The sequence below is a fragment of the Photorhabdus tasmaniensis genome, assembly GCF_011189505.1.
Classification (GTDB): Bacteria; Pseudomonadota; Gammaproteobacteria; order Enterobacterales; family Enterobacteriaceae; genus Photorhabdus; species Photorhabdus tasmaniensis.
Window position 1 is genome coordinate 12,458 of sequence record NZ_PUJU01000017.1, and the last position, 17,725, is coordinate 30,182.

General features: G+C 40.6%; 13 protein-coding genes and 1 pseudogene. 10 read left to right on the top strand and 4 right to left on the bottom strand.

Annotated features, from left to right (window positions below):
- The first annotated feature begins 268 nt into the window (after window positions 1–268).
- The 8 genes from C5471_RS09940 to C5471_RS09975 all read left to right on the top strand — a co-directional run bounded on the left by C5471_RS09940 (window position 269) and on the right by C5471_RS09975 (window position 10,447).
- Window positions 269–1,189, top strand: coding sequence for a transcriptional regulator GcvA (locus tag C5471_RS09940; RefSeq protein ID WP_133813747.1), 921 nt, complete (start codon window positions 269–271; stop codon window positions 1,187–1,189).
- Between the two features lie 63 nt (window positions 1,190–1,252).
- On the top strand, window positions 1,253–1,648 hold the full coding sequence (locus C5471_RS09945; protein WP_133813748.1) for a DUF423 domain-containing protein: 396 nt from the start codon (window positions 1,253–1,255) through the stop codon (window positions 1,646–1,648).
- Window positions 1,641–2,741, top strand: coding sequence for a 23S rRNA (cytidine(2498)-2'-O)-methyltransferase RlmM (rlmM, locus tag C5471_RS09950; RefSeq protein ID WP_133813749.1), 1,101 nt, complete (start codon window positions 1,641–1,643; stop codon window positions 2,739–2,741). Before C5471_RS09945 ends, rlmM begins: the two co-directional genes overlap by 8 nt.
- Window positions 2,742–3,969: 1,228 nt before the next feature.
- Entirely contained in the window at window positions 3,970–5,421 is a 1,452-nt protein-coding gene (gene prtA, locus C5471_RS09955; RefSeq protein WP_278250151.1) for a serralysin, read from the top strand.
- A gap of 52 nt (window positions 5,422–5,473) precedes the next feature.
- Window positions 5,474–5,869 carry a protease inhibitor Inh/omp19 family protein gene (locus C5471_RS09960; RefSeq protein ID WP_207627283.1) on the top strand — a complete coding sequence of 132 codons (396 nt, stop codon included), beginning with the start codon at window positions 5,474–5,476 and terminating at the stop codon, window positions 5,867–5,869.
- A 79-nt stretch (window positions 5,870–5,948) separates the two neighbouring features.
- Window positions 5,949–7,673 (top strand): type I secretion system permease/ATPase, encoded by a 1,725-nt coding sequence (locus C5471_RS09965; protein WP_133813751.1) that lies wholly within the window; start codon window positions 5,949–5,951, stop codon window positions 7,671–7,673.
- Between the two features lie 66 nt (window positions 7,674–7,739).
- Window positions 7,740–9,068 (top strand): HlyD family type I secretion periplasmic adaptor subunit, encoded by a 1,329-nt coding sequence (locus C5471_RS09970; RefSeq protein ID WP_207627284.1) that lies wholly within the window; start codon window positions 7,740–7,742, stop codon window positions 9,066–9,068.
- 2 nt (window positions 9,069–9,070) lie between these two features.
- Window positions 9,071–10,447, top strand: a complete 1,377-nt coding sequence (locus C5471_RS09975) for a TolC family outer membrane protein (protein WP_133813753.1) — start codon at window positions 9,071–9,073, stop codon at window positions 10,445–10,447.
- Here C5471_RS09975 and xni read toward each other — a convergent pair.
- The 3 genes from xni to queF all read right to left on the bottom strand — a co-directional run bounded on the left by xni (window position 10,444) and on the right by queF (window position 13,578).
- Entirely contained in the window at window positions 10,444–11,202 is a 759-nt protein-coding gene (gene xni / locus C5471_RS09980) for a flap endonuclease Xni (protein ID WP_133813754.1), read from the bottom strand. The two genes, C5471_RS09975 and xni, sit on opposite strands and share 4 nt — an antisense overlap.
- Window positions 11,203–11,252: 50 nt before the next feature.
- A complete protein-coding gene (gene ppnN / locus C5471_RS09985) occupies window positions 11,253–12,620 on the bottom strand; it encodes a nucleotide 5'-monophosphate nucleosidase PpnN (protein ID WP_133813755.1) in 1,368 nt (455 codons plus the stop codon).
- 109 nt (window positions 12,621–12,729) lie between these two features.
- The gene (queF, locus tag C5471_RS09990) at window positions 12,730–13,578 is read right to left on the bottom strand and encodes an NADPH-dependent 7-cyano-7-deazaguanine reductase QueF (RefSeq protein WP_133813756.1); all 849 of its coding nucleotides are present in this window, start codon (window positions 13,576–13,578) and stop codon (window positions 12,730–12,732) included.
- Between the two features lie 1,399 nt (window positions 13,579–14,977).
- Here queF and C5471_RS09995 point away from each other — a divergent pair.
- Together C5471_RS09995 and C5471_RS10000 are read left to right on the top strand one after the other, a co-directional pair.
- Window positions 14,978–15,274: pseudogene (locus C5471_RS09995) on the top strand (RtcB family protein); the annotation flags it as partial.
- Window positions 15,275–15,297: 23 nt separating this feature from the next.
- Complete coding sequence (locus tag C5471_RS10000; protein WP_133813757.1) at window positions 15,298–16,110, top strand: nucleotidyltransferase domain-containing protein; 813 nt, start codon at window positions 15,298–15,300, stop codon at window positions 16,108–16,110.
- Between the two features lie 1,024 nt (window positions 16,111–17,134).
- Here the strand turns inward: C5471_RS10000 and C5471_RS10005 are convergent.
- Entirely contained in the window at window positions 17,135–17,557 is a 423-nt protein-coding gene (locus tag C5471_RS10005) for a cupin domain-containing protein (RefSeq protein ID WP_021324965.1), read from the bottom strand.
- Between the last annotated feature and the right edge of the window lie 168 nt (window positions 17,558–17,725).

Here is a 17,725-nt window from a genome sequence, read left to right on the forward strand (position 1 = left end):
GGTAAATGTACAGGAAGTGAAAAAAACAGTAGCTTAAGCTACATAGTCTGGTTTTCCAGACAATTTGCAAACACAACATCACAACCACAAAGCCAAAAGTTTCATAGCGTTACAACTAATTCACTTTTCGTTCCGGCTTAGGAAGTGGCGCCACTATAGGGATTTACTGGTGTATCCTCAATGGACAATTTATAATGATTCGGATTACAAAAACTAATAATTAAATATAAAGAGTTACCGGTATCACCAACATTGCATAAGGGCTCACATGTCCAAACGTTTACCACCATTGAATGCGTTGCGGGTTTTTGATGCTGCGGCGCGTCATTTGAGTTTTACTAAAGCGGCTGAAGAGTTATTTGTGACACAGGCCGCAGTTAGCCACCAGATGAAAAGTCTGGAAGATTTCCTTGGGTTGAAGTTGTTTCGTCGTCGCAACCGATCGTTATTGTTGACCGAAGAGGGGCAAAGCTACTATCTGGATATTAAAGAAATATTCACATCAATAAATGAAGCAACGCGTAAACTTCAGGCACGAAGTGCTAAAGGTGCTTTGACTGTCAGTCTTTCACCCAGTTTTGCTATTCAGTGGCTGGTTCCAAGGTTGTCTAGCTTTAATTTCGCTTATCCGGGAATTGATGTCAGGATACAGGCGGTAGACAGAGAAGAGGATAAGCTCGCGGATGATGTTGATGTTGCTATATTTTATGGTCGTGGAAATTGGCCGGGGTTGCGAACGGATCGTCTTTATGCGGAATATTTGCTCCCCGTTTGCGCACCTTCGTTACTGACCGGGGAAAACCCGCTGAAAACGCCCGCAGATTTGGCGCACTATATGTTGTTACACGATTCTTCCCGCCGTGACTGGCAGGCTTATATACGCCAGCTTGATATGCAGCAGCAGATAAATGTTCAGCAAGGGCCAATATTCAGCCATAGTGCAATGGTGATCCAGGCCGCGGTTCATGGTCAGGGGATTGCACTGGCAAATAATGTTATGGCCCGGACTGAAATTGATGCCGGGCGTTTAGTGTGTCCATTTAATGATGTATTAGTGAGTAAGAATGCATTTTACCTTGTCTGTCATGACAATCAGGTTGAGTTGGGGAAAATCGCAGCATTCCGGCAATGGGTGCTAGCACAGGCAGCCCGTGAACAGGAGAAACTGGGTTTTATTACCAATGAATAAGAGAAGAGTAAGGTATTCGGGCTGTAAGAACTCTCAGATATAATGTGAAAAAGGAAGATGACAGTGAATAGTCGTTTAATGCTTATTTTTGCTGGCTTCAGTGGTTTTTTCTATGTGGCGTTTGGTGCTGTCGGGTCGCATTTCTTATCCCCGATGATGGCGAAATATCAGATAAGTTGGATTGATCTTGGTTTGCAATATCAAGGTGTCCACACTCTGGCAATGATGGCGATGTCTGCCATGCTGATGCGTAGAGTTATTCTCTGGTTTTACTGGAGCGGGGTCTTTTTCGCGGTAGGCATTTTGTTGTTTAGTGGCAGTCTCTATTGTATGGCCTTATTGCAGGTTAAATTTTTTGCTTATATTACCCCAGTTGGAGGGTTCAGCTTTCTTATTGGCTGGCTCTTAGTGTTAATTGGCGCTTTGCGTCTAAGGAAATCGGCGCTTCGCCATGAATAAAATTGCTTTATATTGCCGCCCTGGTTTTGAAAAAGAGTGCGCAGCTGAAATCACCGATAAAGCGGGTCGAAAAGAGATTTACGGTTTTGCCCGAGTAAAAGATAACAGTGGCTATGTCCTGTTTGAGTGTTATCAACATGAAGACGCGGATCGGCTTATTCGTGAGATACCATTCCAGGAGCTGATTTTTGCCCGTCAAATGTTGGTCGTGGGTGAATTATTGCGGGATTTATCTCCTGAAGATCGGATAAGCCCGATTATTGGTATGTTACAGGGTGTCATGGAGCGTGCAGGTGAGTTGCGGGTTGAAGTGCCTGATACCAACGAAAGCAAAGAGTTACTGAAATTTTGCCGGAAATTCACTGTTCCGCTGCGTAATGTGATGCGTCAGGAAAAGATCTTGCTGATTAGAGAAAACGCAAATCGCCCGGTAATACATGTTTTCTTTATTGCTCCGGGGTGTTGTTATGTGGGTTATTCTTACAGTAATAATAACTCGCCATTTTATATGGGCATTCCCCGGCTGAAATTTCCTTCAGATGCGCCAAGTCGCTCAACATTGAAACTGGAAGAAGCTTTTCATATTTTCATTCCTTATGACGAATGGGAAGAGCGTTTGGCTAGTGGTTTGTATGCGGTTGATTTGGGTGCATGTCCTGGGGGCTGGACTTATCAACTGGTGAAACGCAGTATGATGGTTCATGCTGTGGATAATGGCTCGATGTCGGAAAGTTTGATGGATACGGGGCAGGTTAAACATCACAAAGTTGATGGTTTTAAATTTGTACCTTCGGCAAAAAATATTTATTGGTTGGTGTGTGATATGGTGGAAAAACCAGCGAAAGTGACTCAGCTCATGACAGATTGGCTGGTTAATGGCTGGTGCCGGGAAGCTATTTTTAATCTTAAATTGCCAATGAAAAAGCGTTATGAAGAAGTGGCGTATAATTTGCAGAAAATGCATCTGCAATTAAAGGAAAATGGTATCAATACGCAAATTCAAGCAAAGCATCTTTATCATGACAGGGAAGAAATAACTGTTCATGTCCGACGTATTTGGTCTGCTAATGCAGCCAACCGGGATGATTATTGATTAACTTATGTTCATCCGTATCCCGGAATAAATTCGGAAAATAAAGCTTCCCAAATCGCCTCAGTGAACTTCTGAGGCGATTTCATTTTTCAGCATTAGTTAACATTATTTTATTTATCATTTTTATTTGGAATAAAAATACACATTAAAATAATTTATTTCATTTATTCAATAAAGAAACTATTAAACTATACTCTATGGTGAAATTATCATGATTTAATGTAATAATTAATATTGTTTTACTTTTGTCTGGTAAATGTTGATTTTTAACTTTACTTAAGGCAAATAACAAATCTAATATATAATTGTAATTTTTTAATGACATATTGGCTTAATATGAAATAATTAATTTAATTAAGACTGTAAATTATAATGAATATTTTGTTTTTTCTTATTTGGTTGTAATCTTGATTTATTTACAGAATATAGATTAACTGAATATTTATTTTATATTAGTTAATTTTAATGTCTTATTGAGATATTTATTTTCTGTTAAATAGTCATTGTGATAGGTATCAAGATAAATATAATACTCTTTCAATGCACATTAAAAATGTTAATTATTGGTTTATATATTCTATTTTTAATATTATTCAACCAACTATGTTTATATCCCTATTTGTTATTTAAAAATCATAAATATAATTTAACTTTATCGAAATGGAATTATTAAAAATAAAGAAAGTATTAATTATCCTATTATATATGTTTTATTTATTGATTTTGTTAAGTTGTTGTTACCTTTACAAATAGTAACATATAGGTCTTATATGAACATGACTTAACTCAATTTACTTTCAAGTACCTCAGAGCGCCTAATATTGCAAACAGAGGGCGTTTTTTATTTAGTATTTAATCTGTTTATTTGGTTGGCGGTGATAATTGCTAATCATAATTATCCATAATAATTCTATAAAATTTTTAAATTTTACTTTATGGATAGTTAAATAATAGATAATTTAGTTATAAAAAAATATCAATAAGAAATTAGCGGCGTTTTTTCCGCCTTAAATAGTTATGTGATATAAAACAATCGCTTATTTGTTTTATGTTATTTTTATCACGTTTATATTAAAAAAATATGTTAATTGCTTTTTACATAATTAACTTTAGTGTTACGTTGTTGTGAAAGGGATTTTCATTGTTATTTGTATGGCCAGGAGGGCCTATTGTTCTCAGGTTTTATTGACTTGTATTTAATTAAATAAAAATTCTAAGTCCTGCATTTATGGAGAGATATATGTCTTTAAAGAAGAAAATTTCATACTCGGAACTTATCGGCTCTGCAAAAGCAAATGAGCTTCAGGCACAGTTACAGGCTTATGTCCCAGGCAAGGATCCTAATATTGTTGTTGAGCATGAGCCAAGTAAAAATGCTGCAAAAGAATTAATTCGAGGTGATTATCGCTGGGGGCATCAGGGCGACGATAAATCGGAGGCTTTCCAATTAACTTATAGTTTCCTGGAGAGTAAACCGGAGAATATGCCTTGGCATATTACTGGGTTTTCCGCATTTAATGAAGAACAAAGAGCTGCTGCAAAACTGTCAATACAATCTTGGACTGATGTCGCTAATATTAAGTTCACTGAAACAACTGATTCGGATAAGGCTCACATTACCTTTGGTTTCTTTGACCTTAGTTTGAGGGGGAGCTACGCGTTTGCTTATCTTCCCAGCCCTGAATCGAAACAATCAGGAACCTGGTATAACCTGAAAAGCCGCACCTTCTCAGAGAATGATATCGGCGTGAACGGTTATGGCCGTCAAACTTTTACTCATGAAATCGGTCATACATTGGGGTTAGAGCATCCGGCTGATTATAATGCGACTGATAAGGAAAGACCGACTTATAAGACCAGCGCTACTTATTTTGAAGATAGCCGCGCTCATACTGTCATGAGTTATTTTAGTGAGAAAAATACCGGGCAGGACTTTAAAGGTGTTTATTCTTCTGCGCCATTACTTAACGATATTTCTGCCATTCAGGAAGTGTACGGCGCTAATAAGACAATCCGTGCAGATGACACGATATATGGTTTTAATTCCAACACAGATCGTGACTTCTATACCGCAAAAGATGAAAACAGCAAACTGTTGTTCACTGCTTGGGATACGGGTGGTAATGATACGTTTGATTTCTCTGGTTTTACTCAGGATCAGCGTATCAACCTGAATGAAGCTTCTTTCTCAGATGTTGGTGGCTTGAAAGGCAATGTCTCTATTGCCCGTGGTGTCACGATTGAAAATGCGATTGGTGGCAGTGGTAATGACATCCTGATCGGGAATGACGCCGACAATACGATTAAGGGAGGGGCCGGTGATGACATTATCTACGGTGGTCTGGGTGCCGATCAGCTTTGGGGCGGGGAAGGCAAAGATACATTTGTCTACCTGAGCGCTAAAGAATCACCACCTCTTGAACGTGATTGGATCCATGACTTCGTTTCCGGTGAAGACAAGATTGATGTGTCGTTGTTCGATCTAGGTGAAGCTGGGAAAGGTGGCGTTAAGTTTGTAAGGGAATTCACTGGTGCAGTCGGAGAAGCAGTGCTTCGCTATGATACGGTTAACAAGGTGAATGATTTCGCTATTAATTTGGGCGATAAATTCTCTTACGATGATTTCTGGGTGAAGATTGTCGGAGAACCGATATTAGAGTCTGATTTCATCCTAGCATAACACAACAACACAACCGCATCTGACTGGATGCGGTTATTAGTTTGGAGGCGGAATGACTTGTTCAGCCTGGTATCTGAAATTTGTGCTCGGTGTTTCTCTTGTATTCAGTGTTATCGGAGGAAGTATGGCAAGTAGTCTTCATCTCCCATACGCCAGTGAATTAAAAGGCGTGTGGCAACTGTCGGATGAACATCAGCAATGTGATGTCTCATTGACTGACCAACCATTACCTGAGGGTTCAATTTGGTCACTTAGCGGTGATAGCGCCTGCTTGACCGATATGTTTGGCGAAGTCCCTGCCGGGTGGCGACCTACTCCTGATGGCATCACAATTACCGATGAGCAGGGCAGTGGTTTGGCTTTCTTCGCTCAAGAGCCAGATGGCTGGTTTGCCCGCTTTGCGGGTGGCCGGGAATTGATGATGAAGCCCAATAAGAAAAGTGGATAGGACGGGAAACGTTAACGTCAGATGGCGATTTTTTTAGAAAGATAAAAAAAATATATCAAACAGTTAGTAAGGAAATACTGTGAAATTACATCTCCCGAAGGATGAAATTACTGATGTTATTCGTGCCCGTAGCCGGGTGTTCTGGACGATTGGGTTGTTCACTGCCTTTATTAACCTGCTGATGTTGGTTCCATCTGTTTATATGTTGCAGGTTTATGACAGAGTGTTGCCATCGGGCAATGAAATCACTTTGCTGATGTTGACTCTGATTACTCTTGGCATGTTTACCATGATGGGTATGCTGGAATATATTCGCAGCATGATTGTCATTCGTATCGGTAGTCAGCTTGATATGAAGCTGAATAATCGTGTTTATACCGCATCTTATGAATCAAATCTGAAAAATGGCACAACAGATGCAGGTCAGATGCTCAATGATTTGGCAAATATCCGTCAGTTCTTGACCGGCAATGCCTTGTTTGCTTTCTTTGATGCCCCCTGGTTTCCAATCTATCTGTTGGTTATTTTTCTTTTTAACCCTTGGCTTGGTTTACTGGCATTGGTAGGTGCTCTGGTATTAATTGCCCTTGCTGTACTGAATCAATGGTTATCAAGTCAACCTTTATCCGAAGCCAGTCAACTCTCTCTGCGTTCAGCCAGTCTTGCCAGCACTAATTTACGTAACGCAGAAGTGATAGAAGCGTTAGGCATGTTGCCGGTGCTTCGCCGGAGATGGTTTGGGTTGCATGAACGTTTTCTGAATTTCCAGCGCATTGCCAGTGAACGGGCTTCTGTGATTAATTCAGTCACTAAAACTGTGCGTATGGCATTACAGTCATTGATCCTCGGATTAGGGGGCTGGTTGGCGATTGACGGGCATATCACACCGGGAATGATGATTGCGGCTTCAATTCTAATGGGGCGTGCGCTTTCACCGATTGAACAACTTATTCAAGCCTGGAAGGGCTGGAATGGTGCCCGTTTATCATGGCAACGGTTAACAAACCTGTTAGAACAACAACCGGAACGGAAACCGGGAATGTCATTACCCGCACCAAAAGGCAATTTGGCTGTGGATAAAGTTTCCGCAGCGCCTCCCGGAAGAAACAACAAGGTTGTTTTACAGGATGTTAGTTTTACGCTGGATGCGGGAGATGTGCTGGGATTAATTGGTCCTAGTGCTTCCGGGAAATCGACCCTTGCCAGGTTACTTGTCGGCATATGGACTGCACAGGAAGGTGTTGTACGTCTGGATAATGCCGATATTTATCAATGGAATAAAGATGAACTGGGTTCATCAATAGGCTATTTGCCGCAAGATATTGAGCTATTTGGCGGCACTATCGCTGAGAACATTGCCCGTTTTAATGAAGTGGAGCCGGAAAAGGTTGTTAAGGCGGCACAGAAAGCGGGTGTTCATGAGCTGGTATTGGCTCTTGATAAGGGTTATGACACGGTTATTGGCACCGGAGGGGTTGGGTTATCTGGTGGACAGAAGCAGCGAATTGGTCTTGCCCGGGCATTATATGATGAGCCGTCATTGGTCGTGTTGGATGAACCTAATTCCAGCCTGGATGAAGCGGGGGAAAGAGCACTGAATGAGGCTATTGCCCAACTGAAAGCGCAAGGAAAAACAGTGATTGTGATTACTCATCGCATGTCGTTGTTATCACAGACAAACAAAATATTGTTGCTGGTTCAGGGAAAAATGAAGATGTTTGGTTCATCTCAGCAAGTGATAGCGGCTTTATCGCAACAAAATCAGGAACATTCTGCGGCTAAGGCAGTAGCACAGGCATCATAAGTAAATAGGCATTCAATCATAATAATATTAAATAGCTGAGACGGAGATTTCTGTCCGGGAGTGGATATGTCTGATCAGGTTACGCCGGTAAGAGATGGAAAAGGATTGTTGCCTCTGGAAGAAAAGCATTTTTTACGACTAGGATGGTTAGTGATTGGCGTGGGGATCCTGGGGTTTCTTATTTGGGCAGCATTGGCACCATTAGATAAAGGGGTTGCGTCTTCCGGCGTGGTGGTGGTGGATGGCAACCGTAAAACAGTTCAGGCCCCGGCAAGCGGTATTATCAGCCAGATTAGGGTTGTTGAAGGCGAAACAATCAAAGCGGGTCAGACACTGGTCCAGCTCAGTCAGGTGCAGGCAAAAGCCCAAGTCGATGCGCTTCAGGATCAACTGTATACCACGCTGGCAACGGAAGCCCGTTTATTGGCGGAACAGCATGGTGATGAAACTCTGATTTTCCCTGAAATATTACAGCAATTACAATCTGAACCCCGGGTGAAAGAGATCATCGTACTGCAAAAACAACTGTTTGCATCACGTCGTGAAATGTTGCAAAGCGACTTGGAAGGGCTTGAACAGTCTGTCGAAGGCACAGATTTTCAGATTAAAGGGTTGAAATCTTCTCTTGTCAGCAAGCGTGTACAGCAGGTGGCGCTTAAGGAACAGATAACTAATCTTAAATCTTTAGCGGACGAGGGCTATTTCCCACGTAACCGCTATCTAGAGCTGTTGCGTGAGCAGGCTGAACTCAACAGCGGTATAGCGGAAATGGTAGGACGTGCTGGTCAGCTTGAAAAACAGTTACAGGAAACACAGCAGCGTATTATTCAGCGCAAAGCAGACTATCAGCGGGAAGTTCGCACTCAATTGGCGGATGTGCAGGTTACTGCCAGCGAATACAGAAATAAGCTGGATACCGCACAGTTCGAACTTACCCATACCTCAATTGTCGCGCCAGTTGATGGCACGGTTGTCGGATTAAATATTTTTACGCAAGGGGGTGTTGTTGCTCCCGGCGAAAAACTGATGGAAATCCTGCCAGACCAGATGGCGCTTGAGGTAGAAACCCGTGTTGCAGTTAATTTGGCAGATAAGATTAGCAAAGGGATGGATGTGGATCTGATGTTCACTGCTTTTAACCAGAACCGGACGCCAAAAATTGAAGGAAAAGTGGTCATGGTTTCCGCAGACCGGTTGGTCGATCCAGCAACCAGCCAACCTTATTATCAGATGAGAGCTGTGGTTTCTCCTGAAGGGATGGAAAAACTGAAAGGGTTGGACATCAGGCCAGGGATGCCGGTTGAGGTCTTTGTTAAAACGGGTTCCCGCTCCCTGTTTAGTTATCTGTTTAAGCCACTGGTGGATCGGGCTTCAACATCATTGATCGAGGAGTAATTATGAAATTGAATCATGCTTCTTTATCAATGGGTTTGCTTATTCTTTTCAGCGTCAGTTTATGCTCTTTTCCTGCATGGTCGCTAAGTTTGACAGAAGCTTATGCGCTGGCATTAGAAAATGATCCTACTTTTCTTGCTGCAATAAAAGAGCAGGAAGGGGGGGCTGAGTACGAAAAAATTGGCAGAGCAGAATTGTTACCTAAAGTGATGATGTCTTATCAGAATTCACCGAAGAACTGGCAACATACGGAATATCCTGCTGGCTATGATCGCCGGGGAAATAGGATCACTGAAACCCGGGATCGCCAATATCGCAGTTATAACGCAGCGATTGTGATAACTCAGCCATTGATGGATTTTGAAATATTGGCGCGTTATAAAGCCAGTCAGGCTCACACTTTGATGAGTAATGAACGTTTTCGGGCAGATTTTCAGCAACTGGCTGTCCGGGTCGTGAATGCTTACGTGGATGTGGCTTATGCTCAGGATCAGATTGATTTAGTCGTGCGGCAGAAAATGGCTTATGAAAAACAACTGGAACTGAATAAGAAGTTGTTTACTTCTGGTGAAGGGACTCGTACTGATGTGGTGGAAACACAATCCCGTTACAGTCAGGCTGTTGCCGATGAGATAGCGGCCAACGACGATTTGGATGCGGCAATCCGCAGTTTGCAACTGATTGTTGGTGTTCCTCTGCCTGTTGATTTACCGGTACAACGATTATTGGATAAAAAACAATTTCGGATATTGAAGTTGTCGCCTGGCCGTTATGAAGAATGGGAAAAATTGGCTTTAGCTAACAATCCGGTTCTGGCCGCTTCCCGTCAGGAAGTAAAAGCGGCGTATCATGAGGTGCAACGTAACCGGGCAGGTTATTTACCCAAGCTGGAACTCTATGCCTCCCATTCTGAAAACGAATCCAGCAGCGATAATACGGTAGATCAAAAATATCGAACCGATACCATTGGCGTACGGATGAGCATGAATATCTATAATGGTGGCGGGACGTCTGCCGCTGTGCGTCAGGCAGCGGCACAATATGGCAGAACCAAATATGATCTTGATGCTCAAGCGGGAGAAATCCTTAATACATTACGACGCAACTATAATCAGTACCTAAATAGCGAAAAACGGATTAATGCTTATGAAGTAGCCGTTGAATCAGCCAGTTTGCAGGTAGATGCGACCAGTAAAAGTGTTGCTCTTGGACAGCGGGTTAATGTGGATGTCCTGAATGCAGAGCAACAGTTATATACTGCCCGGCGTGATCTTTCTCAGGCAAAATACAACTATATTAAAGCCTGGATCGGCCTGCTTAATGAGGCCGGAGAATTAAAAGGTGAACATCTGGATAAGATAGCCGGTTATTTTCGCTAGCTTGAAGTGATCAGCCGGAGTTGTTGCAGATTGCCAGTTAAAGCCAGATCGGTACGTAATGACGCAACTTCCCGGCTGATAAAAGCGATTTCTTTATTTGACTCCAGTTTGTTGCGCCATTTATCGGGCTGTTGATCGAGGTTCTGGAAAAGGTTATCCAGTGTACCGGCCTGTTGCAGTAAAGTGGTTGCGGTTTTAGGGCCGATTCCCTGGATCCCAGGGATCTTACTGCTGCTGATACCCGCCAGGCCCCAGTAATCAGGCAATTGCTCCGGTAAAACGCCAAATTCTCGTTGAACAAATGGCATATCCAACCAACGTTTCTGGAAGTAGTCCCGAATACGGATATTGGGTGAAAGTAACTGACAATAACCTTTGTCAGTAGAAACAATTGTCACATTGTGACCAGAGGAAGCGATTTTTACTGACAGCGTTGCTGCCAGATCATCGGCTTCATGCCCTTGGGCATGCCAGCAGGCAACCCCTTGTTGCTCAAATGACGCTCTGATCTGTGGCATTTCTTGTTTCAAACTTTCAGGCATTGGTGAACGGCCCGCTTTGTAGTCAGGCAATATTTGGTGGCGCCAGCTATTACTACGATCTTCTTCATCGAATACAGCAACAGCATGAGTGGGATTGGTATGTTGGATCAACTGACTTAACGCATGTTCACAGGCGGGAATACATGGGCTACCCTGCACAGCGTGAATACGGCGGATAAGGTTAAGAGCATCAACAATCAGCAGGTGTATCATATAGGTCACTATTTAGCAAAGTTATGCTCCATCCGTGGAGCAACAGAATTTTAGCGGATAATTTCATAGCAGGGCTTGTAGGCTGTGCCACCGGGTAGCTTCATCCGGTGTTGTTCCACAAAGTTTTTCAACAGATTATCCATACGGTGCATTATTTCAGCATCACCGTGGATTTTGAATGGGCCATGTTTTTCAATCGCTTGAATACCAATCTCTTTCACGTTGCCTGCAACGATCCCAGAGAAAGCACGGCGTAGCGATGCCGCCAGTTTTTCGGACGACTGTTCGGGATAGAGATTGAGATTAACCATATTTTCATGCGCTGGCGCGAATGGTTGTTGCAGATCATGGTTGATCTTGATTGACCAATTAAAGCTATATGCATCACCAGTACTGTGTCGGTTATCTCTCACTAATGGCATCGCTTTTTTCATTAATTGGGCAACTTCCGGCGCATTATCAATAATAATGTAATAGTAGCGCCGAGCCTCTTTTCCTAATGTGTGAATAATAAATTCGTCCAGGACCTGAAAATAGTCTGCGCTCTCTTTCGGGCCGGTAAGAATCAATGGCAGCACTTGCCCCTGGTTTTCCGGGTTCATCAAAATGCCGAGCAGATAGAGTAATTCTTCTGCTGTGCCGACGCCACCTGGGAAAATAATGATACCGTGAGCAATGCGAACGAAAGCTTCCAGACGTTTTTCTATGTCTGGCATGATAACCAGTTCGTTCACGAGTGGGTTAGGGGGTTCGGCCGCAATAATCGAGGGTTCAGTGATACCGATAAAACGACTATTTTTATAATTCTGTTGGGCATGGCCTACCGCTGCGCCTTTCATCGGTGCTTCCATTGCACCAGGGCCGCAGCCGGTACAGATATTGAGCCCACGTAGCCCAAGCTGATTACCGACTTTACGGCCATACTGATACTCTAGCTTACTAATTGAATGGCCTCCCCAACAGACGATCATATTGGGATCTTCATCGGTATGCAGCGCTCTGGCGTTGCGCAGAATAGAGAATATTCTGTTGGTAATATGAGCACCATTTTCCAGCTCAAGATGATGCTGTTGTGCTGAATCGGTAATTTGAGCATGAACAAACAGGATATCCCGAAGTACTGCGAATAAGTTAGCTTGTAGTGAATGGATAATTTTCCCATCAACAAACGCGTCTTCTGGTGGGTTCACCAGTTCCAATTTTACCCCGCGCTCACGACGCAATACATTAATATCAAAATTTGTGTATTTAGAGAGCAGCTCTTTACTATTATCGGTTTGGCTACCTGAATTGAGTACAGCCAGTGAGCAGTTACGGAACAGGCGATACAGATCACTTTTTGCGGTACTCTTTAGCATATCTACTTCAAGTTGAGATAATAAATCCATTGAGCCGAGTGGGTTGATATGTGTAATCAAGAATGACTCCTTATATACCTGTATGGGTTACACATCAATATCACTAAACTGAATGTATTACATTGTCTATTTCAGCTTATTTTGTACAAACGGCACTCAGAAAAGTGATTTATTGACGTGCCAGTCTGCCTGTCATTGGAATAAAGTCTTCATTATTTGTGCGCCATGGATTGATATCTAATCCTCCGCGCCGGGTATAACGCGCATAGACCGAGAGCTTTTCTGGAACACATAACTGTAGTAAATCATTGAAAACACGCTCAACACATTGCTCGTGAAATTCATTATGATGCCGGAATGATATCAGGTAACGTAACAACGCCTCCCGGTTGATTTTTGGCCCTTTGTAGCGAATTTGGATCGAACCCCAATCAGGTTGATGGGTAATCAGGCAGTTGGATTTCAGCAGATGACTAACCAAAATTTCTTCCACCAGTGGGCCTTGTGCTGCACCTTGCAGATAATCACGATTGAAATTATATTCAGTCACATCAATCTCCTGATCGTCAATACATTCACCGGTAAAAGCGGAGATGGGTTGATGACTGAAATGATCCAAATGATGAAGTGTTACTTCCACATGACCTTCAGCACAAGCGGTCAGATCGCGCTGTAGTGTTTCTTCGACAATTTGCCAGTTTTCAAAGCGGGTCTGGTTAAAGCTGTTGAGATAGAGTTTAAAACTTTTAGATTCAATCAGGTTTTTACTCGCTGCATTTAAGCTAACATGCCCGACCGCAACTTGCGGCAGCCCCCTGCTATTCAGCCATGACAGTTCATATAATGTCCAGATATCAGCACCGTGAAACGGTAAATTATCAGGGAAAATTTTCAGCGGTTCACGGTTCATATTGCGGGGTATTGCTTGCAATAAGCTAGCATCATATTGGTCACGATATGAAGTGGTTTTACCCAGCGTAAGTTGCTCAAGAGCTTGGTGATCCTGATATAACGACATGTTATTCCTTAAAATCTGATAGTAGTAATAGTAGTCATCGTTCAAGTGTAGCAAGTTACGGTGTTTGTCAGAATTTTATTTTTCTACTTTATTTTGTGATTTATTTCACATAGTTACGTTTGGTTGTGGAAAATGCAGTCACCAATAGGATGATAATTTTGGTTATGACACGATAGCATGGATTTTTTTCATCAAAATTTTCGGTAAGGATAAATCGGACGGACTAAATTATTGCGGGTTGAAAGGAGCCTCGGGCAGTTTATTGAGGAGCAGACGAAGTGACTACCACGAACTTTTTTATTATTGAGAGATAATGACTTCACATATTCATTTTAAGGAAATAACGTATTTATTTGACAAAATGCATTCATTAAACTAATAAAGCAATAAAATAAAGTATTTGAAAATACATCATTAATGACTTGGCATGGAATCTAACCGTATAGATCATTTTATTTCATTAAAGTATAAATTAAGCAGTGATTACACTTAATAATCAATCTGTAAACATGCTAACGAAGTTCTGAACATGATAAACAGTTACAAGATAATTTATCATTTCACCAATGAGGATAATTTTTATTTCCATTAACATCCCCAAGAAAACAATTAACACCAAATAACATAATAACTTGTGATTATTTTCAATATATATTAAAACAATAACAAACCATTAATACGTTGTAAATTATCGATTATATAGTATTAAACATTTAACTTCTTCAACATATAAGATAACCATTAGTCACGAAAAATAATAAAAAATCACTATGAAGCCGAATTTAATCTGCAAGACATTGATATTATTAAAAATAAATTAATGGGGAAATTAAATATCTTGATAAATTTACTGATGACACTAAATAAATTTATAATTTAATTACCATCGACATAATGATCAGATTACGAATAGATAATACCTACAGATCAATTAGAATTAAATTCATCATTCCACGTCGAAATTAAATATACATTTAAATTTTATTTAAGATTAATAAAAATAATTTTTAAATAACACCGTTGAATATAATAATTAAGTGATTTTATATCTTATTTGAAATTATAACAACCAAGATAATTTAAATACAAAAATGAATTCAGATATAATGTTTAAACATACCTTTTCATATAGATTGACATCACAGTTTCAACATTATTCAATAAAATTTAAATATCAAATAATTGCAATTGTCATTAAACAGAATACTATATTAATAGTAGAATAAAGTTTTCATTTACAATGTTTTTTAATAATTCATAAGGAAATTAATATGAAAGTAAATTCAGCAGTATTGACTAAAAAGGTGAGAATATTCATTACCTTAAATTATAGTAGTAGTGACGGATAAAATGGATAAATAACAAGGAGAACAATGTGAGAACAAACGATTACGAATTGATGACTGCACCAAACAGCGCACCCGTAAAAATGTGGACTCATAGCGTCCCAGTAGAAGCAAATGCTCGTGAACAACTACTGCACACAGAAAAAATGCCTTTTATATTCAGACAGTTGGCAGTTATTCCTGAGATACATCTTGGCAAAGGCTCAACCAGCGGCGGCGTAATCCCGACACATGGGGCGATTATTCCAACCACAGTAGGCGTAGATATTGGCTACGGAATGATGGCAGTACGTACCTCATTCAACGCCAACGATTTACTGGACAACCTCGTTCACACCCTGCATCAAGTGGTTTGCGTAAAAGGATAATCACAATGAAAGAAAAATTTGGTGTCAGTAACACCATGAAACAACACATATGCCAAAAACTGGCGCAACTTGAGACGGAACAGCAAATACGAATACTCTATGCCTGCGAGTCCGGCAGCCGCGGTTGGGGATTTGCCTCGACAAACAGTGATTACGATGTGCGTTTTATCTATGTTCATACTCCATCATGGTACCTACGCGTTGATCCACCAAGGGATGTGATCGAATTACCGATCAGCGACGAACTGGATATTTGTGGCTGGGAACTGCGTAAAACCCTGGGGCTGCTGAAACGAGCCAACCCGACACTGATGGAATGGACTGATTCACCGGTGGTCTACCATGAGGATACAGAGTTTATGACAGCATTGCGCGCCCTACTACCGGACTACTTTTCCAACAACAAAGCACGGTATCACTATCTGTCAATGGCGAAGAAAAACTTCCGTGGTTATCTGCAAGGCGAAAAAATACGGCTGAAAAAATATCTTTATGTACTGCGCCCGTTACTGGCTGTACGTTGGATAGAAGCAGGTAAAGGCGTACCACCAATGTGCTTCGACGTTCTGCTGGCGGAAACGGTTAAAGATGCAACTCTGATGCAAGAAATACAGACTCTACTTGCCATCAAACGTAACGCCGACGAAACGGATTATGGCCCACGTTTTAAGCACATCCATAACTTTATCCGCCGTGAGCTGGATCATTCATTTACTCGCCGCGAATTGAAAAAAGATGAAAAACTTCTCCCGGATACTAAACTGGATTTGCTTCTGATGAGTACAGTACTTGGCAATAATAAAGAGCATGTATGTTGAAAGAATGGCTGAAAAAGCTGTCTAATGACATAAGATCTCAACGACAAAGTTGAACATTTACAAAGGACCAGTAAAACAGATTTTTGCACCCTTGTTGACCTACAGCCAGTAATTCGAATAAGTTACTGGCTGTCAGCATATAGCTCATATCATTTCTATTCATAAGAAGTAAACAACCCCCAATGGAAGAATATTACCTAGACGACACATTGCACAAACGTGCAAGAAAAGCCAGCTATTGCTATATAGTCAGAAGCCATCAGCCCTCTCCCAGAAAGCCAACATGGAATAGCAGAAGTATTAGAGGTATTAGGATTAAGTTAGTTAGCTAAACTGTTTATAATAACATTAATATATTTCTTATATAGATTTATCCCGGCACTATATTTGACACGCTATCACTCCCAGTGCTTATATATATTTACATTATTAACTCCAATAACAAAAAATCACCTCGACAATATATTTATCGCCATGAATATATTATTTTATAAGAATACAGCCCCTGAAATCATAATCAAATAATAGCCACATCATATTAACAGGGAATATTTCCCCTAATATTATATTGACTTAATTATTACTTATTTAAATTAATTTTCATTCATGAGTTAATAACCAACACCCATTGAAATCATTATCCAAATTAAACATTAGACAGAGGCAATCTAAATAGTCACCTTACACCTTTATTATTATAACAAAACATTATCTCTAATATAATTTTCTATTTCATACTAGTAAATCTAATATTTCATAGGCTAGTACTGGCTCCCCTTTATGAGATGCCCCTATTATATTAATTGAAAAAATATCACATTATCCTTTTATCATTCCAGTTACTTTTCCTGAGTTATATTATCTTCATAAATATAATATTAGATATTCTTCTCTGCCAGTTACCTCCAACTCATTAACTTCTCTTTATTACCTAAAGCAATTTATAATCCACTTCTGGCAGAATATCATGGCATTCTCGCAACACACCAAGTACTAGCGCATGTTTCATTCAACTTACCCCAAGTTAAACCTTTAATTCTTCAGGGGTTCCATCTCTATATGGCACCAGAGTCGTCCTATCTTGTGAATCAACCGCGCAATGATTATTACCAACAACAACCATGACCAAATCGCTGGTTGCCTTAATCGCGTGATCTATTTCGCCATTCACAAAATAACAAACTCCAGGCTCTATTTCATGCTTTTCACCGGCATAAATAACATAACCCGTTCCTGCGAGTACAAATAAGATATGATGCCCTAAGTGAGTATGATTTTGCATCCCTTCATTTTTACTGAAACGAATTAAATCAGCACCAAAGCCATCAAACGAAACTAATCCCTCGCCCGTACCCATACTATTAACCATTTTATGATTTCTAGCCATTGTATCTACAACGAGATGTTCACCATTCCAGTGACAAAATCTATTTTTAATAAATTCCATATTACCTTCCTTTTATCTCTACAAATAAAATTTTATTTTAAAGTAACTATTACCTCTATTTATTAATTGAAATAATACCATCTACCTATCAAATAAAAAATATTTCCCAGCGATATTTTAATCACCACAAGCAATATCGATAAATAAATTAACTGGTTATTCACAATA

Excerpts from the sequence above, each read along its gene's own strand:
- C5471_RS09940 (WP_133813747.1), top strand. The coding sequence starts at position 269 with ATGTCCAAACGTTTACCACCATTGAATGCGTTGCGGGTTTTTGATGCT.
- rlmM (WP_133813749.1), top strand. The coding sequence starts at position 1,641 with ATGAATAAAATTGCTTTATATTGCCGCCCTGGTTTTGAAAAAGAGTGC.
- xni (WP_133813754.1), bottom strand. The coding sequence starts at position 11,202 with ATGATACACCTGCTGATTGTTGATGCTCTTAACCTTATCCGCCGTATT.
- C5471_RS10000 (WP_133813757.1), top strand. The coding sequence starts at position 15,298 with ATGAAAGAAAAATTTGGTGTCAGTAACACCATGAAACAACACATATGC.
- C5471_RS10005 (WP_021324965.1), bottom strand. The coding sequence starts at position 17,557 with ATGGAATTTATTAAAAATAGATTTTGTCACTGGAATGGTGAACATCTC.
- C5471_RS09960 (WP_207627283.1), top strand. The coding sequence starts at position 5,474 with ATGACTTGTTCAGCCTGGTATCTGAAATTTGTGCTCGGTGTTTCTCTT.
- C5471_RS09970 (WP_207627284.1), top strand. The coding sequence starts at position 7,740 with ATGTCTGATCAGGTTACGCCGGTAAGAGATGGAAAAGGATTGTTGCCT.
- prtA (WP_278250151.1), top strand. The coding sequence starts at position 3,970 with ATGGAGAGATATATGTCTTTAAAGAAGAAAATTTCATACTCGGAACTT.
- queF (WP_133813756.1), bottom strand. The coding sequence starts at position 13,578 with ATGTCGTTATATCAGGATCACCAAGCTCTTGAGCAACTTACGCTGGGT.
- C5471_RS09975 (WP_133813753.1), top strand. The coding sequence starts at position 9,071 with ATGAAATTGAATCATGCTTCTTTATCAATGGGTTTGCTTATTCTTTTC.